General features: G+C 71.1%; 22 protein-coding genes and 1 pseudogene. 12 read left to right on the top strand and 11 right to left on the bottom strand.

Going from position 1 to position 18332, the window contains the following annotated elements:
- Nucleotides 1–23: 23 nt before the first annotated feature.
- The 4 genes and pseudogenes from LUX31_RS31615 to LUX31_RS31630 form a co-directional block, all read right to left on the bottom strand.
- Nucleotides 24–907 (bottom strand): annotated as a pseudogene (locus tag LUX31_RS31615) (FAD-dependent oxidoreductase); the annotation flags it as partial.
- 52 nt (nt 908–959) lie between these two features.
- Complete coding sequence (locus LUX31_RS31620; RefSeq protein WP_235478717.1) at nt 960–1286, bottom strand: rhodanese-like domain-containing protein; 327 nt, start codon at nt 1284–1286, stop codon at nt 960–962.
- A gap of 12 nt (nt 1287–1298) precedes the next feature.
- Entirely contained in the window at nt 1299–2843 is a 1545-nt protein-coding gene (locus LUX31_RS31625) for a sensor histidine kinase (protein WP_235478718.1), read from the bottom strand.
- A complete protein-coding gene (locus LUX31_RS31630; RefSeq protein ID WP_235478719.1) occupies nt 2833–3528 on the bottom strand; it encodes a response regulator transcription factor in 696 nt (231 codons plus the stop codon). The genes LUX31_RS31625 and LUX31_RS31630 overlap by 11 nt, the downstream gene beginning before the upstream one ends.
- 171 nt (nt 3529–3699) lie before the next feature.
- Here LUX31_RS31630 and LUX31_RS31635 point away from each other — a divergent pair, with 171 nt between their 5' ends.
- A complete protein-coding gene (locus tag LUX31_RS31635; RefSeq protein ID WP_235478720.1) occupies nt 3700–4380 on the top strand; it encodes a ferritin-like domain-containing protein in 681 nt (226 codons plus the stop codon).
- Nucleotides 4381–4819: 439 nt separating this feature from the next.
- On the opposite strand, the gene LUX31_RS31640 is transcribed toward LUX31_RS31635, so the two are convergent.
- From LUX31_RS31640 to LUX31_RS31650, 3 genes are read right to left on the bottom strand one after another with little or no spacing between them, the layout of a single operon-like run.
- On the bottom strand, nt 4820–5062 hold the full coding sequence (locus LUX31_RS31640; RefSeq protein WP_235478721.1) for a thioredoxin family protein: 243 nt from the start codon (nt 5060–5062) through the stop codon (nt 4820–4822).
- A gap of 31 nt (nt 5063–5093) precedes the next feature.
- The gene (locus tag LUX31_RS31645) at nt 5094–6143 is read right to left on the bottom strand and encodes a permease (RefSeq protein ID WP_235478722.1); all 1050 of its coding nucleotides are present in this window, start codon (nt 6141–6143) and stop codon (nt 5094–5096) included.
- Nucleotides 6140–6481, bottom strand: a complete 342-nt coding sequence (locus LUX31_RS31650) for an ArsR/SmtB family transcription factor (RefSeq protein WP_235478723.1) — start codon at nt 6479–6481, stop codon at nt 6140–6142. The genes LUX31_RS31645 and LUX31_RS31650 overlap by 4 nt, the downstream gene beginning before the upstream one ends.
- Nucleotides 6482–6750: 269 nt before the next feature.
- On the opposite strand from LUX31_RS31650, the gene LUX31_RS31655 reads away from it, so the two are divergent.
- Nucleotides 6751–7038, top strand: coding sequence for a hypothetical protein (locus tag LUX31_RS31655; RefSeq protein ID WP_235478724.1), 288 nt, complete (start codon nt 6751–6753; stop codon nt 7036–7038).
- A gap of 169 nt (nt 7039–7207) precedes the next feature.
- Here LUX31_RS31655 and LUX31_RS31660 read toward each other — a convergent pair whose 3' ends face one another.
- Nucleotides 7208–7612, bottom strand: a complete 405-nt coding sequence (locus LUX31_RS31660) for a DUF302 domain-containing protein (RefSeq protein ID WP_235478725.1) — start codon at nt 7610–7612, stop codon at nt 7208–7210.
- A 176-nt stretch (nt 7613–7788) separates the two neighbouring features.
- Between LUX31_RS31660 and LUX31_RS31665 the strand changes: the two genes are divergently transcribed.
- The 3 genes from LUX31_RS31665 (at nt 7789) to LUX31_RS31675 (ending at nt 10365) form a co-directional block, all read left to right on the top strand.
- Nucleotides 7789–9156: an MBL fold metallo-hydrolase gene (locus LUX31_RS31665; protein WP_235478726.1), complete on the top strand. Its 1368-nt coding sequence runs from the start codon at nt 7789–7791 to the stop codon at nt 9154–9156.
- Between the two features lie 70 nt (nt 9157–9226).
- Nucleotides 9227–9622, top strand: a complete 396-nt coding sequence (locus LUX31_RS31670; protein WP_235478727.1) for a rhodanese-like domain-containing protein — start codon at nt 9227–9229, stop codon at nt 9620–9622.
- Nucleotides 9619–10365 (top strand): sulfite exporter TauE/SafE family protein, encoded by a 747-nt coding sequence (locus LUX31_RS31675; RefSeq protein ID WP_235478728.1) that lies wholly within the window; start codon nt 9619–9621, stop codon nt 10363–10365. Before LUX31_RS31670 ends, LUX31_RS31675 begins: the two co-directional genes overlap by 4 nt.
- A gap of 21 nt (nt 10366–10386) precedes the next feature.
- Here the strand turns inward: LUX31_RS31675 and LUX31_RS31680 are convergent, their stop codons facing one another.
- Complete coding sequence (locus LUX31_RS31680) at nt 10387–10674, bottom strand: metal-sensitive transcriptional regulator (protein WP_101403955.1); 288 nt, start codon at nt 10672–10674, stop codon at nt 10387–10389.
- An 83-nt stretch (nt 10675–10757) separates the two neighbouring features.
- Between LUX31_RS31680 and LUX31_RS31685 the strand changes: the two genes are divergently transcribed.
- Nucleotides 10758–11345, top strand: a complete 588-nt coding sequence (locus LUX31_RS31685) for a rhodanese-like domain-containing protein (protein WP_235478729.1) — start codon at nt 10758–10760, stop codon at nt 11343–11345.
- 47 nt (nt 11346–11392) lie between these two features.
- On the opposite strand, the gene LUX31_RS31690 is transcribed toward LUX31_RS31685, so the two are convergent.
- Nucleotides 11393–12139, bottom strand: a complete 747-nt coding sequence (locus tag LUX31_RS31690; RefSeq protein ID WP_235478730.1) for an aminotransferase class V-fold PLP-dependent enzyme — start codon at nt 12137–12139, stop codon at nt 11393–11395.
- Entirely contained in the window at nt 12136–12588 is a 453-nt protein-coding gene (locus LUX31_RS31695) for an OsmC family protein (protein ID WP_235478731.1), read from the bottom strand. Before LUX31_RS31695 ends, LUX31_RS31690 begins: the two co-directional genes overlap by 4 nt.
- Before the next feature lie 245 nt (nt 12589–12833).
- Between LUX31_RS31695 and sqr the strand changes: the two genes are divergently transcribed.
- The 6 genes from sqr to LUX31_RS31725 all read left to right on the top strand — a co-directional run bounded on the left by sqr (nt 12834) and on the right by LUX31_RS31725 (nt 18321).
- Nucleotides 12834–14075: a type III sulfide quinone reductase, selenoprotein subtype gene (gene sqr / locus LUX31_RS31700; protein ID WP_235478732.1), complete on the top strand. Its 1242-nt coding sequence runs from the start codon at nt 12834–12836 to the stop codon at nt 14073–14075.
- 42 nt (nt 14076–14117) lie between these two features.
- The gene (locus tag LUX31_RS31705) at nt 14118–14435 is read left to right on the top strand and encodes a TusE/DsrC/DsvC family sulfur relay protein (protein WP_235478733.1); all 318 of its coding nucleotides are present in this window, start codon (nt 14118–14120) and stop codon (nt 14433–14435) included.
- Between the two features lie 55 nt (nt 14436–14490).
- Nucleotides 14491–14976 carry a DsrE/DsrF/DrsH-like family protein gene (locus tag LUX31_RS31710; RefSeq protein WP_235478734.1) on the top strand — a complete coding sequence of 162 codons (486 nt, stop codon included), beginning with the start codon at nt 14491–14493 and terminating at the stop codon, nt 14974–14976.
- A gap of 120 nt (nt 14977–15096) precedes the next feature.
- On the top strand, nt 15097–15402 hold the full coding sequence (locus LUX31_RS31715) for a hypothetical protein (protein WP_235478735.1): 306 nt from the start codon (nt 15097–15099) through the stop codon (nt 15400–15402).
- A gap of 181 nt (nt 15403–15583) precedes the next feature.
- Nucleotides 15584–17074: an APC family permease gene (locus LUX31_RS31720; RefSeq protein WP_268828224.1), complete on the top strand. Its 1491-nt coding sequence runs from the start codon at nt 15584–15586 to the stop codon at nt 17072–17074.
- A 32-nt stretch (nt 17075–17106) separates the two neighbouring features.
- A complete protein-coding gene (locus tag LUX31_RS31725; RefSeq protein ID WP_235478736.1) occupies nt 17107–18321 on the top strand; it encodes an arginine deiminase in 1215 nt (404 codons plus the stop codon).
- Nucleotides 18322–18332: the final 11 nt, after the last annotated feature.

Consider the following 18332-nt stretch of genomic DNA (forward strand, 5'->3'; position numbering starts at 1 on the left):
GGACGGGGAGGAAGATCACCTTCATACCCCTGGGGGCTTGCCGGGTCGGCGAGCGGTCCTGTCTTGATCCAGTCGGGGGCGCTCTGCGGCGGTACGGCGTGCAGGAGGTCGTAGCCGAGGGTCTCCTTCGTGCCGTTCGCATGGTCGGTGACCGTGAGTTCGCGGGCGTCGCCGTCGACGGCGGTCATCTCGGAGCGCAGCCGCACCTCGATCCCGTAGCGGGTGGCCACCTTCTCCAGGACCTGTGACCAGGCGGGCACCTTGAACAGCGCCGCGTCCGGGATGACGAGGATGATCCGGATGTCGTCCAGGACCTTCTGCTTGCGCCAGTGGTCGGCGGCGAGGTAGGCGATCTTCTGCGGGGCGCCGCCGGGTGGGTGAAGACGGCGGTGCCCGAGCGCATGTTCTTGATCAGGTCCCAGGTGCGGGGGGCGTACTCGGGCGCGTAGTTGCTGCTCACCCGGTCGTGGCCGACCGCCTCGGCCAGGCCCGGCACGCCGCCCCAGTCGAGCTGCAGGCCGGGTGCCATGACCAGGTGTTCGTAGGTGAGTTGGCCGTCGCCGGAGAGGGTCACCGTGCGGGTGTCGGGGTCGACGGCCAGGGCGTGCCGACGGATCCAGCGAATCTCGTCGGGTATCACGGACGCTTCGGGGCGGCGGGTGGCGTGCAACGGGGCCTGGCCGCCGCCGACCAGGGTCCACAGCGGTTGGTACCAGTGGGTGTCGGACGGTTCGATCAGGGTGATGTCGCTGACGCCGGCGCGACGCAGGCGGGCGGCGACGCTGATGCCCGCGCTGCCGCCGCCGATGACGGCGACGCGATGGCGACCGGAGATCGGGGCGATGGGGGTCCCCCCGGGCGCGAGCGAAGCCGAGCGTTTGGGGGAGGGGGAGGGTGTGGCGGCCAAGGCGGAACTCCTTCTCTTCTGGCCCGTGTGCGGGTGGGGGTGTCGGCCGGGGTCAGGCGGCGTGCTCGGCGGGTCCGGCCGCGACCGGACGTCCGGCGCGGGCCCATGCGCCGGTGTCGCCGGCCACGGAGTAGGCGTCGATGCCAAGGGAGTTCATCCGGTCGGCGGCGGTCCTGCTGCGGTTGCCGCTGGCGCAGATCACGAACACCGGCCGGCCGGCGGGCAGTTCACCGCACCGCACGGGCACGGTCCGCAGTGCCATCGGCCGCGCGCCCGGCACGTGCCCGGCCGCGTACTCGTCCGCTTCCCGTACGTCGACGACGAGCGCGCCGTCGGCCCAGGCCGCTGCGAACGCTTCCTGTGTCACTTCACGAGCCACTTCATTGCCTCCTCAATTACCCCCAGGGGTATCTCTCCAGCGAGAGTGCGGCGGCCCTGAGGGGAGCGTCAAATACCCCTGAGGGTATTTGCCCCGGGAGGTAAGACGCGGCTCGACACCGGAGCCGGAAACGAGCCGTGAGCCGTGTGGCGCGGACCTGGGCAGCCGCAGCGTCATCCGCGTCCCGCCGCCCGGTCCGGAGTCCGCGGCGACCGTGCCGCCGTGGGCGGTGACCAGCTCCTTGACCACGGCCAGACCGATGCCGCTGCCGCCCGTGGAACGAGCGCGGGCCCCGCGCCACAGACGGTCGAAGACGTGCGGCAGCTCGTCGGCGGGGATGCCCGGACCGGTGTCCGTCACCTCCGCGAGCGCCTCGGAGGGCGTGGCGGAGGTGGTGACGGTGACGGTGTCGCCGGGACGGCAGTGGCGGGCTGCGTTGCTCAGCAGGTTGCCGAGGGCCTGGTGCAGGCGATCGGCGTCCGCGCGGACCAGCAGGGGAGAGGGGCCCGGGACGGTGCGTACGGTCAGCCCTGCCGTGCGCAGCTCCGCCTCGTGCTCGGCCGCCGCGGCGACGGCCAGGGCGGTCAGATCCACCTCGGACAGGTGCAGGGACAGCCGGGCCGACTCGGCCTCCGCGAGTTCCCCGAGGTCGTCGATGATGCGGCCCAGCCGCAGTGCCTGGTCGTGCAGGGAGGCCAGGCGCTCGGCCGACGGGTCGGCGTAGCCGTCGCGCAGTTCTTCCAGCCCCGCCTGCAACGAGGCCAGGGGCGTACGCAGTTCGTGGGCGACGTCCGCGGCCAGCCGGTGGCGGGCCTGCTCGACGTGGTTGACGTCGTCGGCCATGGCGTCGAAGGCGCGAGAGAGGTCGCCGAGTTCTCCGGGTGCGTCGACGCGGGCCCTCGCGGTGCGGTCTCCGCCGGCGAGCGCGCGGGCGGTGGCCGCGACCCGGACCACGGGAGCGGTCAGACGCCGGGTGACGAACCAGCTCACGGCCAACGCCAGGGCGACGGCGCCGACGGCAGCCGCGACCACCCATCCCCAGGCCACGGACAGGCCCGCCGACCCCGAGTCGGCCGAGAAGACGAGGCGTACGGAGCCGACGGTGCTGCCGTCGACCACCACGGGCGCGCTCGCGCCGGGTCCCGAGCCGGTGCCCTGCCCGTGATGCCCGGGGCCCGAGCCGGACATGCCGTGCTCGTCCTCCGACCCGGCACCGGAGCCACCGGACATCACCTCGTCGTCCGCGTCGCGCACCGTGAGCACCGCGCCGGCGCCGGTTGCGACGGAGCGCGCGGCCGACAGATCGGCCGATGCCCAACCGCCCGCAGTCCGGTAGGCGGCGGCTGCGGCTGCGGCCACCCGGGAGGCGGTGCGCTGACGGTCCGCCTGGTGGGCACTGCTGAGCCCGCGGTCGGTTCCGACGAGCGCGGCGACCGTCAGCAGGGCCACGGACGCCAATGCCACCATGGCGAACGCGGCGAACAGCCGTCGGCCAAGCGGGCCGAGCCCACCGGATGGTCGAACGCCGGAGCGCGGCGAACGTGGCTCACGCGTCATGGGCCCACCCCAGCCGGTAGCCCACGCCCAGCACCGTCTCCACGAGCTCGGGGCCGGCGCTCCCGAGCTTGTGGCGCAGGTTCTTCACATGCGAGTCGATCGTCCGCTCGTATCCGGCGAACTCGTATCCGCGTACCCGGTTGACCAGCTCGTAGCGCGAGTACACCCGGCCCGGCACCGACGCGAGCGTGGTCAGCAGCCCCCACTCGGTGGGCGTCAGCTCCAGCGGCACTCCGCCGAGGGCCACCTCGTGCCGGGCCTCGTCGATCCGCAGCCGCCCCTCGCCGTACGACGCGACGGGCGCCGCTCCCGTCGCCGTACCCCGGGCGCGCTGCAGCACCGCACCCACCCGCAGCACCACCTCGGTGGGACTGAACGGCTTGGTCACGTAGTCGTCGGCGCCCAGCCGCAGCCCGTGGATGCGGTCCTCGACGGTGCTGCGCGCGGTCAGGACCACCACCGGCACCCGTCCGTGCTCGCGGGCCTCACGCAGCACCTCGTCCCCGTCCACGTCCGGCAGCCCGAGATCCAGGAGCGTCAGGTCGATCCCACGCTCGCCGAGCAGCCGTACGGCCTCGGCGCCCGAGCCGGTCGTCAGCACGCCGTATCCCGCGCGCTCCAGGTAGCGGCGCAGCAGCTCGCGGATCTCCTTCTCGTCCTCGACGACGAGCACGGTGGTGGTCATGTCTCACACTTATGCGCCACACGCACGCTCCGGGAGGGGCCGAACAGCCCCAACCCCGCGTCGGCCGTCTCCATCCCGTCTCCACACGCACCGCACGGCGACTGCAGGGGCCGGCGCGACGGTGACGGTGTGGGAACGGGAGACGCTCCCACGAAACCGAGGAGGTTCGCCATGAAGCGCAACATCAAGATCGCGACAGCGGTCACCGCGGGTGCGCTCGCCATCGGCGGCGTGCTGGCGGTGGGCCCGGTGATCGCGGAACCCGGTGGCGGCGGGCCGGTGGCCGCGCGGACCATGCCCCAGGGCATGTTGTCGGACGCTCAGCACCAGGCGCGTCACCACGGCGGCACCACGGACGGCATCCGGCAGCACGACGGGACCTGCGACGGAGCCGCGCTGGCCGAGCAGGGCACCCTGACAGCCGCTCAGAAGGCCACGCTGGCGGGCATGGCCGAGGAGGAGAAGCTCGCGCACGACCTCTACACGGCGTTCGCGGACCGCTACGACGTGCGGGTCTTCGAGCGGATTTCGGCGGCCGAGACCCAGCACCTGACCGCCGTGCGCACCTTGCTGGACCGCTACGACGTGACCGACCCGACCGCCGGCAAGCCGGCCGGTGAGTTCGCCGACCCGGGCGTGCAGGCCACCTACGACCGGCTCCTGAAGCAGGGCGAGGACAGCCTGTCCGGAGCCCTGGCAGCAGGCCGTACGGTCGAGACCGACGACATCGCCGCACTGAACAAGGCGCTGTCCGGACTCACCGCCCCGGACACGCGCCAGGTGTACACCAACCTGCTCGCCGCCTCGGAGCGGCATCTGACGGCATTCGAGCACTGGATCGCCGACGAGTAGGACGAGTAGGACGAGTGAAGGGAGACGGTCCCGGCCTGTACCTGGCCGGGACCGTCGGGGTTCGTCGGCGAGAGGCCGGCGCCTGCACGGCCGCTGTTGGGGTCCCCGCACGCCCTGCGGCGGCGCAGCGCGAACAGGGTGGTCATCGTGCCGGCGGTCAGCAGGCCGGCGCCGACGGCGATCGGCAGGGCGGGAGAGGTGGAGCTGCTGTCGGCGGCGTTCTGCGCCTTGAGGTCCTGTTGGCTGACCGGCACGGCGGCCGGACCGCCCTTCGCCTTCGTGCCGCCGGCCTGGACAGTCGGGCCGGTGACGGCGTCCGCGTCGTCTCGAAGTGGGCACGCTCTCACCGAGCCCCGCGCGTCGAAGACCTGTTGTGGGCCTACGACCAGCTACCGGGTCCGGGCCAGTAGGGTCCGGGCAGGAACGGCGATGACGGTTGTCAGCCGTTGATGTCGGTGAGGAGTTCGCGGATCTGGGCGGGGGTGGGGACACGGCCGGAGGTGAGGACTTTCTCGTCGACGACGAGGGCGGGCGTACTCATGATCCCGTAGGCGGCGATGGTGGGGTAGTCGGTGATCTTCTCGATCGTGGCGTCGAGACCGAGGGCGTTCACGGCTTCGCGGGTCGCGCGTTCCAGGGCGCGGCAGTTGGCGCAGCCGGGGCCGAGTACCTTGATGATCATGGCGGGGTGTCCTTTCGGGATCGTGGGCGGGTCAGACGAGGATGAGGTTGAACAGGTAGCCGACGGCGACGATGCCGGTGGCCACGACGGCCACGAAGGCGGCCAGCAGCTGCGGTTTCAGCACGCGGCGCAGCAGGATCATCTCGGGCAGCGAGAGGGCGACGACGCTCATCATGAAGGCGAGCAGGGTGCCCATCGGGAGTCCCTTCTCGTACATGGCCTGGACGAGCGGCATGACGCCGGCGGCGTTGGAGTACAGGGGCACGCCGACGGCGACGGCGAGCAGGACGCCGAAGGCGTTGCCGCCTCCGGCATGGGAGGTGAAGAAGTCGGCCGGTGCCCAGCCGTGGATGACGGCACCGAGGCCGATGCCGACGAGCAGGTAGGGCCAGATCTTGCGCAGGATCGTGGTGACCTCTTCGGCGCCCATCTGGAGGCGCTGGGCGAACGTGAGGCCGGCGGTGGAGTCGATGACCTGGCCGCCCAGGCGGGTCTCGAACACGAAGGGTTCGACCCATTTCTGTACGCCGAGGCGGCCCAGAGTCCAGCCGGCGACGACGGCCACACTCAGGCCGGCCACGATGTAGAGAGCTGTGATCCGCCAGCCGAACAGGGTGAACAGCAGGCCGATCGCGATCTCGTTGACCAGCGGGCTGGCGATGAGGAAGCTCAGCGTGACGCCGATCGGGACGCCGGCGGCGACGAACCCGATGAACGCCGGTACGGCGCTGCACGAGCAGAACGGGGTGATCACGCCCAGGCCGGCGGCCATGACGTTGCCGACACCCTCCCGCCTGCCGCCGAGCAGCGCGCGGGTGCGTTCGATGCTCATGTAGGAGCGCAGCACGGTGACGACGAAGATGATGCCCGCCAGCAGCAGGGCGATCTTGACCGTGTCGTAGCAGAAGAAGCGGATCGTCTCGGTCGGCCGGGCGTCGGCCCGTAGTCCGGCGACATCGTGGAGCAGCCGGTCCCACACCCATCCGTTGATCCAGTAGGCGAGTATCCAGGCACCCGCGGCACCGGCCAGGGCCAGCGTCCTGCCGCGGGTCGAGGCGGGCAGCCGGTCGGCGATGCTCATGGCCGCACCCGCCCCGGCGCGGGCAGTCCGGGCAGCGACGAGCGCATGCGGGCGAGTGCATCGTCGGCGAGGGCGTAGTCGATCCAGCGGCCCCGTCGGCTGGTGGTCACCAGACCGGACTCGCGCAGCACCTTGAGGTGGTAGCTGAGCAGGTTCGCGGCGATCGGCAGGTGCTCCTGCAGGCTGCACACGCACGCCCGTCCGCGCACGAGCTGTTGCAGCACGCTCCAGCGGACCGGGTCGGCGACGACCTGCAGCAGGGACACCGATGCGGCTGCCGCCAGGTCCGCTTCGAGGAGCGGTCCGACGGTCGTTTCAGTCCCTGTTGAATCAATCATGCTTGAAGTGTGGATCGCCCCGGTCCACGTCGACCCGGGCCGGAAGGGTACCGGCACATCGACGAACGGACCTTCCTCCGTGGCCCGTTCGGCTCTGGTGAACGCGGCAGCACCCCGCTGCGGACACCTCATGGGACGGGGCGGGCCGGTACCTGGAGAGGGTGATCGGGCGAGCTGTCGCGTCCTGGCGTGGGTCCGGGCTCCGTACGCCCTGCGCGCGGTCAGCGCAGTGCCGGGACGCAATCGCATACGGCCGGCTCCTGCGCCGCATGACCGTTGACTCACCGGACACACGGGTGACGCCGTGGACGCTGAACGGGCTGGTCCTCCCGCCCGACGACACCTTCCCCGACGGACTCACGATCGCCGGGCGACGCCGTCCCGTGTACGTCACAGAGTTTGCACCACTCGGCCGGTACCGCTCGGTCGCCCTCGTCGGCGACGTCTCGGGACTGTCCGGACCGGAACCGGCCCGCACGCTCGCCCGGTCCTGGGTGGAACCGCTGCGCACAGCCGTGGAAACGGCGCGGACCCCATACCCCGGAGCCGCCCGGTGAGCAGCCGTGCCGCAGGTATCCACAAGATCCACGGCACCGCCCAAGTGCGCGTTTCCGGCCGTTCGTCCACCAACTCGCGGGGTATCCGGGCGAGGACGTCTCGACCGCCCGTGCACCCAGCGGCCGGTGTGCGGCCGACACCGGATGCGGGCGCTCGCCCCGCGGTACGTCAGCTGTCCGCGCCGGCTGCGGTGAGGGCGGCAAGGGCGGCGTCGAGGCGGCGGGTGGCCTCTTCGGCGACGGGGCGCAGGGCGTCGAGTCCGGTGAGGGCGATCATCGTGTTCGGGTCGAGGGCCTGTACGGCGGTGCGGTCGCCGTCGCGGCGGACGACGACGTTGCAGGGCAGCAGCAGTCCGATGGTGCGGTCGGTCTCCAGGGCGCGGTGGGCGAGGGAAGGGTTGCAGGCGCCGAGGATGACGTAGTCCTCCATGTCGTGGTCGAGCTTGGCCTTGAGGGTGGCGGTGACGTCGATCTCGGTGAGGATGCCGAAGCCCTGGGCGGCAAGGGCGTCGCGGGTGCGGGCGACGGTGGTGGCGAAGTCGGTGTCGAGGTGCACGGTGCGGTCGTAGCGCATGGCTGTGGTCCTTCTGGTCGGCTCGCGTGGCGGGGGACGGGTGTCCGGCCGTGTGCGAGGTACTCGTGAGGTGTTTCCCGGGGCTTTTCCTGCCCTGGGAAATACCCCCCGGGGTACTGGTGTTACGGTTGTAAGCATACCCCCCGGGGTAATTCTTCGCTGGAAGGGAGTACCGCGTGTTCTTCGTCGACACGATCGAGGTGGCAGGGCTCGGCAACCGCAGTTACCTGGCGGGCGGTGAGCGGACGGCGGTGGCGGTCGACCCGCCCCGTGACGTCGACCAGATGATCGCGGTGGCCGCCCGGCGCGGGGTGCGGATCTCGCACGTCGTCGAGACGCACCTCCACAACGACTACGTCACCGGAGGCCTGGAGCTGGCCCGGATCACGGGTGCGGCCTATCTCGTCCCTGCCGGGGCCAGGGTCTCCTTCGCGCGGATACCGGTACAGGACGGCGACCGTACGGAGATCGACGCCGATGCCGGACTGACCCTGCGCGCCGTGGCGACGCCCGGTCACACCCCGCACCACACCTCCTACGTGCTGGAGGGGAACGGCGTGGCGGTCGCGGTGTTCACCGGCGGCTCGCTGCTGATCGGCACGGTGGGCCGCCCGGATCTCGTGGAGCCTCGGCTGACCGAGCGGCTCGCCCGCGCCCAGCACGCCTCCGCACACCGTCTCGCCGCCGAACTGCCGGACGAGACCGAGGTGTTGCCCACGCACGGATTCGGCAGCTTCTGCTCGTCCGCCCAGGCGGAGGGGAGCGCCACGACCATCGGCAAGGAGAAGGCGTCCAACGAGGCCCTCACCCGGGACGTCGACACCTTCGTCGCCGACCTGCTGGCCGGCCTGGACGACATCCCCGCCTACTACACGCACATGGGCCCTGCCAACGCCGCCGGACCCACGCCCGTCGACCTGACCCCACCCGCCGTCGCCGACGCCGAGGAGATAGCCGCCCGGCTGGCGGCAGGGGAGTGGGTGGTGGACCTGCGCAACCGCGTCGCCTTCGCCGAAGGGCACGTGTCCGGCTCGTTCAACTTCGAGGCCGAGGGCCAACCCGCCACGTATCTGGCCTGGCTGATCCCGTGGGGCAAGCCCGTGACGCTGCTGGCCGAGTCGCCCGAGCAACTCGCCGCCGCCCAGCGCGAGCTGGTCCGGGTCGGCATCGACCGCCCCGCCGCCGCGGCCACCGGCGCACCGGCCGACTGGGTGCCCGAGGGCAAGGCACCGGCCTCCTTCCGGCGTGCGACGTTCGCCGACCTCGCGGGGCGGCGCCCCGTGGCGGCCGTCGTCGTCCTCGATGTGCGACGCGGCTCGGAGCGGGCGGCCGGCTACATCGAGGGTTCGGTCCACATCCCGGTCCACGCCCTGCACCGCCGCCTCGGGGAGGTTCCCGCCGGTGAGGTGTGGGTGCACTGCGCGGGCGGGATGCGTGCCGCGATCGCCGCCTCCCTGCTGGACGCGGCCGGTCGTGAGGTCGTGGCCGTGGACGACTCCTTCGACGCGGCCGAGAAGGCGGGCCTCGCCGTACGGACGCCCTGACGGCATCGGATGCCGTAGGCGTTCCGCCGATCTTCACTTCCGACACGGAAAGCAGGAGCCAGAAACCGACATGAGCATCTTCCGACAAGTACGGGGCGGCGCAGGCCGCGTGAGCGTGCAGGAGGCGGCGATACGCACCGGGCACGGCAACGCCGCCGCTAGTGGCAGCGGCGGTGACGCCGTGCTGCTGGACGTGCGCGAGCCGTACGAGTGGCAGGCGGGCCGCGCGCCGCGCGCCGTGCATCTGCCGCTGTCGGCGCCGGCCGTCGGGGCGGGGCTGCCGTCTCACGCGCAGGCGCGGCCCCTGGTCGTGATCTGCCGCTCCGGCAACCGCTCCCGGCGGGCCGCGGAACTGTTGGCCACTCGCGGCGCGGAGGCGGTGGACGTGATCGGCGGGATGTGCGACTGGGCGGAGGCGGGGCTGCCGGTGGTGGATCCGCAGGGCGGGAACGGCACCGTCGCGTGAGCACTCTCATACTCGCCCTGGCCGCCGGCGCGGTCATCGGCATGGCGCTCGGCGCGCTGGGGGGAGGCGGCAGTGTGCTGGCCGTCCCCGCCCTGATCTATCTGCTCGGCTTCAGTCCGGTCGGGGCGACGACCGCGAGTCTGGTCATCGTCACGCTCACCTCGGTCACCGCGCTGGTCGCGCACGCCCGCGACGGGAACGTCCGCCGGCGTACGGGGCTGCTGTTCGCGGCGGCCGGGATCGGCCCGGCGATGCTGGGCGGCGCGCTCGCCGGACGTATCCCGGCCGCCGTGCTGACAGCGGCCTTCGCCGTGGTCGCGGGAGTGGCCGCCCTGCGCATGCTGCGGTCCCGGCCGGCCGCGGAGGGCACCGTGACGGTGCGGCCGGTGCGGGTGGCGGCAGCCGGTGGCGGGCTCGGTGCGGTCACCGGTGTCCTTGGTGTCGGCGGTGGCTTCCTCGCCGTACCGGCGCTGGTGAGCGTGCTGGGTCTGCGGATGCGCAACGCGGTGGGTACCAGCCTGCTGGTCATCACCGTCAACTCGCTGGCCGCGCTGGCGACGCGCGCCGGCACGGTCGAGGAGCTGGACTGGGCGTTCGTCGGGCCGTTCGTCGCGGCTGCGATCCTCGGCGCCTGGGACGGCAAGCGGCTGGCCGCGAAGATCTCGGGACACACGCTTCAGCGGGTCTTCGCGCTGGTACTGCTGGCGGTGGCGGCCTTCATGCTGATCGAAGCGGTGCTGTGACGGCCGCCGCGGCGCGAACTCTCACGCCAGGGACAGGAACAGCTTCTCCAGACGCGCGCGCATCTGCTGGGCGTCCTCGCCGTTCTTGCGGCCGGATTCGATGTCGGTCATGCACTGCTGCATGCCGGTCGCGATGATCGCGAAACCGGCCCGGTCGAGCGCGCGTGAAGCGGCGGCGAGCTGCGTGACGACGTCCTCGCAGTCGCGCCCCTCCTCGATCATCCGGATCACACCGGAGATCTGACCCTGCGCACGGCGCAGCCGGTTCAGTACGGACTTCAGGTCCGCGCCCTCAAGCTCCAGTTCCACGACCACTCCTCAAAGAAAATACCCCTAGGGGTACTGTACGTCCCGCTTCGGGACGGCGTCGACCATTAAGGATCACACCTGCCATGACCAACACCCCCGCCCCCGTGACCCTCGCCACCGAGCAGGCCCGCACCCGGCTGCACGAGCTCACCGTCATCGACGTGCGCACGCCCGCCGAGTACGCCTCCGGCCATCTGCCCGGCGCCCTGAACATCCCGCTGGACCACGTCCGCCGCGCTCTGCCGGAGATACGCCGCGCTTCCGAGCAGGGTGACGTCCTCGTCGTCTGCGCCTCCGGTGCCCGCTCGGAGAGCGCCTGCAAGCTCTTGGCCGAGCAGGGCATACCGACCGCCACCCTCTCCGGTGGCACCGGCGCCTGGGCCGCCGAGGGACACGACCTGCACACCCCGACCGCCTGCGACACGCGCGCCGGCTGGAGCATGGAGCGCCAAGTGCGCTTCACCGCCGGCACGGTGGTGCTCCTGGGCCTCCTCCTCGGCCTGCTAGTGCACCCGGCCCTCCTGCTGATCTCGGCCGGTATCGCGGGTGGCCTGGTCTTCTCCGCCCTCACGAACACCTGCGGCATGGCGGCCGTGCTCGGCAGGCTGCCGCACAACCGCCCGCGCGCGGCCGATCTCGACGCTGCGTTGGCCGCTCTGCGCAGCCGCTGAACCCGCGTTCCAGGGCGCCCGTGGAGCCCCTATGGGCGCCCTGGACGTCAGTTCGCTCGGAAGACCGCGTCCTTGTGATCGTCGGCGCCTGGGGTGCTCTCGGCGACCCGGATCGGAACGTACGGGGCGGCGGTCGCGTAGTCCCAGAAGGGCAGGGCGCCGTGCGCGTGCAGCAGACGTGCGATGCGGTCGGTGTCGGTGAGGATGCCGGTGACGTTGGAGGCGGCGGAGAAACTGCCGATGCGCAGCGGCCGGTCGGCATGGCGGACCAACTGCGCCTCCAGATCGCAGGGATCGATGTGACCGTCCGCGTCCTCGCCGATGACCACGACGTCGGCGACCGACTCCCGCCAGGGCAGTTCGTTCGAGTGGTGCTCGTACGGGCCGACGAACACCACCGGGCGCACGGCCCGCGGCAGCGGGTCGGGCCGACGCAGCTCCAGGATGCCCACCAGCTTGTTGACCGCCGCGGTCGCTCCCGAGCCGCAGAAGATGACCAGGTCGTCCTCGGTGCCGCCGACCACGTCGCGGATGATCCGGCGGGCGTCCTCGCGCAGCCGGGTCGTCCGCAGGCCAGTGCTGGAACTTTCCGTGTGGGTGTTGCCGTAGAGGGGCCGCACCTGCTCGCGCACGAAGTCCTCGACGAAGTCCACGGAGCGGCCGGAGGCGGTGTAGTCGGCGTAGACGAGGCGCCGGGGGCCGTAAGGGCCCTCCAGCACCTCGCCGTCGCCGATGAGGCCGCGGCGGATGCGGTCCAGGAGAGGTGACGCCGGTGGCGCCGAGCGTGTGGTCATGGCGCCAACTCGACGCCGATCTCGGGCGGCTCGTGCAGGGTGTTGTGGACCGTGCAGCGCGAGGCGGCGGCGAGCAGGGCCGCGCGGCGCCGCTCGGGCAGTCCGGGTGACGGGACGATCGTGACGTGCATGGAGGCCACGCGGGCGGGCCGGTCGGTGGCCATGGTGAATTCCGTACGGACGCGCAGTCCTGCCTGGTCCAGGCCGTGGCGGTGGAGGTAGCGGCCCGCGTAGAAGGCGACGCAGGTGGCCAGGGATGCGGCGAACAACTCGGTGGGGGTGGGCGCGATGTCCGTGCCGCCCGCCTCGACGGGCTGGTCGACGTGGATGTGGTGGCCGCGGATGTCCACGGTGTAGATGTCGCGGTCGGCGTGGGTCACCTCGAGGCGGTGCACGTCCGGGTCCTGCGGCTGGTTCGTGGGGAGGGCCTGCGGTGCGGTGCCGGTCATGGCAGGGCCCCTTCTCTTCGGTGTCGGCTGCTGTCGGGTTCCAGTCGACCGCGAACGGTGGGGCCGGCCGAGAGGCCGCACCCCGCCGTGTTGACATACCCTGGTAGGTATTTTTTTCAGGGGGTTCGCGGTGGGCGGGCGGAGCATAGGGCCTGCGGGGCGGGGCGAAGACATACCCGGGTGGGTACCGGAACGGGGACCAACGGCCCATGCCCGGGCCTCATCTCCCGCACGACAGTGGGGACATGGGCAAACACATCGTGATACTCGGAGGCGGCACCGCCGGCACGCTGATGGCCAACAGGCTGCGCCGCACGTACGACGAGGACGAATGCTGGATCACCGTGGTCGACCAGGACGACGACCACGTCTACCAGCCCGGCCTGCTGTTCGTCCCCTTCGGCGCGGCCCAGCCGCGCCACCTCGTCCGGTCACGTCCGCGGCAGCTGAACGCCGCCATCGACTACAAGATGGCGAGGATCGAGCGGGTCGACCTGGACGCACGGACGGTGCACCTCAGCGGCGGCATCCGGCTGCCCTACGACGTCCTCGTGGTCGCCACCGGGGCCGCGCTGCTGCCGGAGGAGACCGAGGGGCTGACGGGTCCCGGCTGGGGAGAGAAGGTCTTCACCTTCTACGACCTTCCCGGTGCCGTGGCTCTGCACCACGCCCTGGAGCGCTTCGAGGGCGGGCGCGTCGTGGTGAACGTGGCGGATCTGCCGGTCAAGTGCCCCGTCGCGCCACTGGAGTTCGCCTTCCTGGCCGACTGGTACTTCCAGCGGCGCGGGATCCGCGACAAGGTCCGACTGACGTACGTCACCCCGCTGGACGCCGCCTTCACCAAGCCCGTCGCGGCGAAGGCGCTCGGCGGGCTGCTGGCGGACAAGGGCATCGAGCTGGTCACCGAGTTCACGCTCGGTGAGGTCGACGGCGAAGGCGGCCGACTGGTGTCGTACGACGAACGCGAGGTGCCCTTCGACCTCGCGGTGGTCGTGCCACTGCACGGCGGTGCCACGTACGTCGGCCTTTCCCCGGGCCTCGGTGACGAACTGGGCTTCATCCCCGTCGACCAGGCCACCCTCCAACACCCCGAGCGTCCCGAGGTGTTCGCGATCGGGGACGCGGCCGGGCTGCCGGCGTCCAAGGCCGGCTCGGTGGCCCACTTCGCCGGGGAGACGCTCACGCACAACATCGCCCGCTTCCTGGCCGGACAGCCGCTGGACGCCACCTTCGACGGGCACACCAACTGCTTCGTCGAGACCGGCTTCCACAAGGCCCTGCTCATCGACTTCAACTACGAGACCGAGCCGCTGCCGGGTCACTTCCCGGCCGCAGTGGGGCTGCCGCTGCTGAAGGAGTCGCACGCCAACCACCTCGGCAAGCTCGCGTTCGAGTGGCTGTACTGGCACAACCTGCTGCCCGGCCGGGAACTGCCTGGGATCAGCTCGGCGATGCCAGAGCACGGCAAGAACCACGTCCACGTCTGAACGCCCGAACGCCCGAACGCCCGAATGAAGGAGAACACCGCCATGCCCACCGCCACTTACGACGACACCGCCGTACCCGTCGACGACGAGGGCTTCTTCACCGACCCCGCGCAGTGGACCGAACCCATGGCCGAGCAGATCGCCCACGAGGCGGGCGTCGAGAACCTGACCGACCGGCACTGGACGGTCATCCGGTTCATGCGCGCCGAATACGCGGCCAAGGGCACCGGCCCCACTGTGCGCGTGCTCGGCAAGACCTCCGGCGTGAGCGTCAAGGAGCTGTACCAGCTCTTCCCCAAGGGCCCCGCCAAGACCGCCGCGAAGATCGCCGGAATTCCCAAGCCGCGCGGTTGCATCTGACATCTCCGCATCCGACATCTCTGCCATCGTCTCTGCCATCGAGGAGCGTGCCGTCATGGCCGACACCGCCACCACCCGGGCGACGATCGAGAAGGTCTCGATCATCGTCTCCAAGGGATCCCTGGAAGGGATCTACCCGGCCCTGATCATGGCCAACGGCGCCCGCGCCGAGGGTATCGAGGCCGACCTCTTCTTCACCTTCTTCGGCCTGGACGCGATCACGAAGAAGCGGTGGGAGCACATCAAGCTGGCCACGGTCGGCAACCCGGGCCTGCACCTGCCGACCCTGCTGGGCGGCATGCCGGGTGTGCCGGACCTGGTCACCCGCTACATGGAACGCAAGATGGACAAGCTCGACATCCCGCCCATCCCCGAGTTCATCGAGATGATCTCCGACAGCGGCGCGGGCATCTACGCCTGCAAGGCTTCGGTCGACCTCTTCGAACTCGACAAGGACGACCTCGTCGAGCAGGTCCAGGGCGTCATCACGGTCGGCGAGTTCTATGAGCACGCGGCCGGTGGCCAGATCATCTACACCTGAGGCGACCGGCACCGGGCACGGACCACCGGACGGGGTGCGGTGTGTGCCTCCGGTGGTCGCGCATCCCGCCGACGAGTCGTCCGGGCCGGGCGGCCTGCCGGCCCTGACGCCCACTACGACGTGCGGATCTTCGAGCGGGTCGCAGTGACCGAAGCGGGCCGACCGACCGCTGTTCGCACCTTGTCGGAGCAGAGCGAAGTCGGCCTGAACGAGGCCCTGAAGGCGGGGCGCACGGTCGAGGCCGACGACATCGCCGCGCTGACCAAGATGCTGTCCGGACTCACGGCCCCGGACGTGGTCCAGGTACAACACCGACCTGCTCGCCGCCTCGGAGCGACACCAGGCGGCTTTCGAGCGCCGAGCCGTCGACGAACAGCCGAACACGGGACCGCGGAGCGGCCATTCTCGATTCCGATCGGGCTGTGAGGGAGCGCTCGGCGACGTCAATCAGCGGGTGACCACTCTGAGCCGGGGCTGCTCGGACCTCCTGGACCGGGACCTTCGGCACTCCTGCGGGCCGTGTGGCCGCTGCCCCTGGCCCGGCGTGGCGCAGAAGCATTGTCGGCGGATCGCACCATCCGTACTGAACCGCACAAGGAGCACAACCATGCCCAGGACCACGACCAGTGGGGAGCGAGCGGCGCCCAAGGCCTCTCTCGGTCTGCCCGCCGCGTCCTCGCTCGTGATCGGCACCATCATCGGGACCGGAATCTTCGCCCTTCCGTCCGCACTAGCCCCGTACGGGCCCGTCTCCCTGGTCGCCTTCGGCGTCGTGACATTGGGCGCGCTGGCGCTCGCGTTGACCTTCGGGTCCCTGTCGAAGCGGGTGCCGGCGAGCGGCGGTCCGTACGTCTACGCCCGGGAGGCCTTCGGCGAGTTCGCCGGATTCCTCAACGCGTGGTCGTACTGGATCACCGCGTGGGCCGGCAACGCGGCGATCGCCGTGGCCTGGGTCGGCTACGTCGAGGTGTTTGTCAACACGGGCCACAAGACGTGGATCTCCATGACCATCGCCCTCGCCGGACTCTGGACGGCGGCCGCGATCAACCTCACCGGAGTCCGCAACATGGGCGCGTTCCAGGTGATCACCACGGTGCTGAAGTTCGTGCCGCTCGTTTTCATGGCCACCATCGGGCTGCTGTTCATCGACCCGGACAACTTCGGCGCCTTCAACTCCAGTGGCCAGTCGGCGCTGGGTGCCATCTCGGCCGCGGCCGCCATCGCGCTGTTCAGCTACCTCGGCCTGGAGGCCGCCTCGGTGGTCGCCGGCCGGGTGCGCGATCCCGAGCGGAACGTGCCACGAGCCACCGTGTACGGCACGCTCCTGTGTGCCGTCATCTACATCCTGGGCACGCTCGCGGTCTTCGGCACCGTCTCGCACGGGGCGCTGGGCGACACCGTCGCGCCGTTCACCGACGCCGCGAACAACATCGTCGGCGGCAGCTGGGCCGGGGACGCCGTCGCCGTCGCCGCCATCGTCTCCGGGATCGGCGCCCTCAACGGCTGGACCATGCTGTGCGCCGAGATGCCGTACGCCGCCGCCCGCGACGGCCTCTTCCCTGGCTCCTTCGCGAAACTACGCGGGAAGAGCGGAGTCCCGTCCTTCGGCATCATCGCCTCCACTGTGCTGGCCTCTCTGATCACCGTGTTCAGCTACACGCGCTTCGAGGACGTCTTCACGAAGATCGTGTTGCTGAGCGTGTTCACTGCGGTGGTCCCGTACCTGTTCTCCGCCGCCGCCCAGCTGTACTGGCTGCTGGTGCGCGGACGGGAGACCCTCAGCCGACGGCGGCTGGCCCGCGATGTCACCGTCGCCGCGCTGGCCCTGGCCTTCTCCTACTGGTCGATCCAGGGCAGCGGCTACCAGACCGTCTACTACGGGCTGTTCGTGCTGCTGCTCGGCGTGCCGGTCTACGTCTGGCTGAAGCGGGGCCAGGGCGAGTACGGCGACACGAGCGTGGTGGCCCCCGCCGCAGGTGCCCCGCTTGAGGAGCGCGCCCCCGAGACTCCGGCGCCGCCCAAGCGGCTGACGCGCGGACCGGGCACCAAACGCGTAGGCGGCACGCACAAGCACGACACCCACCGCCACCAGGACTGACCACCGTCGACCTCAACAGAGGAAGCAACGCCATGAACACGTTCCACGTCGACTCCGAAGTGGGCCGCCTGCGCCAGGTGATCCTGCACCGCCCCGGCATCGAACTCTCCCGCCTCACCCCGCGCAATGTCGACGCCCTCCTCTTCGACGACATCCTGTGGGCCAAGCGCGCCCGTGAGGAACACGACGCCTTCGCCCAGGTGCTGCGCGACCACGGCACCCGGGTGCACTACTTCGCCGACCTGCTGGCCCGGACCCTGGACACGGACGAAGCCCGCGACTGGCTGCTCGACCGGGTGATCACCCCGGCCACCGTCGGGCCCGCACTGGTCGACCCGGTGCGCGAACTGTGCGCCGAGCTCGACGGGGAGACCCTCGCCGGACACCTGATAGGCGGACTCCTCAAGAGCGACCTGCTGTTGGCCACCCCGCACAGCCTGGTCTGGAACGCGCTGGACGCCGAGGACTTCGCCCTCGCCCCGTTGCCCAACCACCTCTTCCCACGCGACAACTCCTGCTGGGTGTACGACCGTCTGTCGGTCAACCCGATGGCCAAGACCGCCCGGCGGCGCGAGAGCCTGCACGCCGAGGCCATCTACCGCTTCCACCCGATGTTCGCCGACGCCGCCGTGGAACCCCTCCTCGACGGCGCGGTGGGCACCCTCGAAGGCGGTGACGTGCACGTCCTGGGCAACGGCGCCGTCATGGTCGGCATGGGCGAGCGCACCACCGCGCAGGCGGTGGAGAACCTGGCCTCCCGGCTGTTCGCCACGGGCACGGCACAGCGGCTCATCGCCGTCCAACTGCCCGCCACCCGTGCCTACATGCACCTCGACACGGTGCTGACCATGGTCGACCGGGACGCCTTCACCATCTACCCCGGCCTCGCCGACTCCCTGCGCTCATGGACGCTGCTGCCCAGCACGGCCCGCGAGACCGGCTTCGACGTCACTCCCGACTCCGACCTGGCGACCGCCCTGGCCGAGGCCCTGGACCTGGACAAGGTGCGGATGCTGTCCGCGCCGCAGGACATCCGGGGCGCCGAGCGCGAACAGTGGGACGACGGAAGCAACTTCCTCGCCGTCGCCCCGGGTGTCGTCGTCGGCTACGAGCGCAACGTCACCACCAACACCTACCTCCGCAAGCAGGGCATCGAGATCGTCACCATCGCCGGCGCCGAACTCGGCCGTGGACGCGGCGGCCCACGCTGCATGAGCTGCCCCATCGAGCGCGACCCGGCCACCTGACCAGTCCGACC

The organism is Streptomyces sp. GQFP, assembly GCF_021545335.1.
Lineage (GTDB): Bacteria > Actinomycetota > Actinomycetes > Streptomycetales > Streptomycetaceae > Streptomyces.

Excerpts from the sequence above, each read along its gene's own strand:
- LUX31_RS31625 (WP_235478718.1), bottom strand. The coding sequence starts at position 2,843 with ATGACGCGTGAGCCACGTTCGCCGCGCTCCGGCGTTCGACCATCCGGT.
- LUX31_RS31630 (WP_235478719.1), bottom strand. The coding sequence starts at position 3,528 with ATGACCACCACCGTGCTCGTCGTCGAGGACGAGAAGGAGATCCGCGAG.
- LUX31_RS31635 (WP_235478720.1), top strand. The coding sequence starts at position 3,700 with ATGAAGCGCAACATCAAGATCGCGACAGCGGTCACCGCGGGTGCGCTC.
- LUX31_RS31640 (WP_235478721.1), bottom strand. The coding sequence starts at position 5,062 with ATGATCATCAAGGTACTCGGCCCCGGCTGCGCCAACTGCCGCGCCCTG.
- LUX31_RS31645 (WP_235478722.1), bottom strand. The coding sequence starts at position 6,143 with ATGAGCATCGCCGACCGGCTGCCCGCCTCGACCCGCGGCAGGACGCTG.
- LUX31_RS31650 (WP_235478723.1), bottom strand. The coding sequence starts at position 6,481 with ATGATTGATTCAACAGGGACTGAAACGACCGTCGGACCGCTCCTCGAA.
- LUX31_RS31655 (WP_235478724.1), top strand. The coding sequence starts at position 6,751 with ATGACCGTTGACTCACCGGACACACGGGTGACGCCGTGGACGCTGAAC.
- LUX31_RS31660 (WP_235478725.1), bottom strand. The coding sequence starts at position 7,612 with ATGCGCTACGACCGCACCGTGCACCTCGACACCGACTTCGCCACCACC.
- LUX31_RS31670 (WP_235478727.1), top strand. The coding sequence starts at position 9,227 with ATGAGCATCTTCCGACAAGTACGGGGCGGCGCAGGCCGCGTGAGCGTG.
- LUX31_RS31685 (WP_235478729.1), top strand. The coding sequence starts at position 10,758 with ATGACCAACACCCCCGCCCCCGTGACCCTCGCCACCGAGCAGGCCCGC.
- LUX31_RS31690 (WP_235478730.1), bottom strand. The coding sequence starts at position 12,139 with ATGACCACACGCTCGGCGCCACCGGCGTCACCTCTCCTGGACCGCATC.
- LUX31_RS31695 (WP_235478731.1), bottom strand. The coding sequence starts at position 12,588 with ATGACCGGCACCGCACCGCAGGCCCTCCCCACGAACCAGCCGCAGGAC.
- sqr (WP_235478732.1), top strand. The coding sequence starts at position 12,834 with ATGGGCAAACACATCGTGATACTCGGAGGCGGCACCGCCGGCACGCTG.
- LUX31_RS31705 (WP_235478733.1), top strand. The coding sequence starts at position 14,118 with ATGCCCACCGCCACTTACGACGACACCGCCGTACCCGTCGACGACGAG.
- LUX31_RS31710 (WP_235478734.1), top strand. The coding sequence starts at position 14,491 with ATGGCCGACACCGCCACCACCCGGGCGACGATCGAGAAGGTCTCGATC.
- LUX31_RS31720 (WP_268828224.1), top strand. The coding sequence starts at position 15,584 with ATGCCCAGGACCACGACCAGTGGGGAGCGAGCGGCGCCCAAGGCCTCT.
- LUX31_RS31725 (WP_235478736.1), top strand. The coding sequence starts at position 17,107 with ATGAACACGTTCCACGTCGACTCCGAAGTGGGCCGCCTGCGCCAGGTG.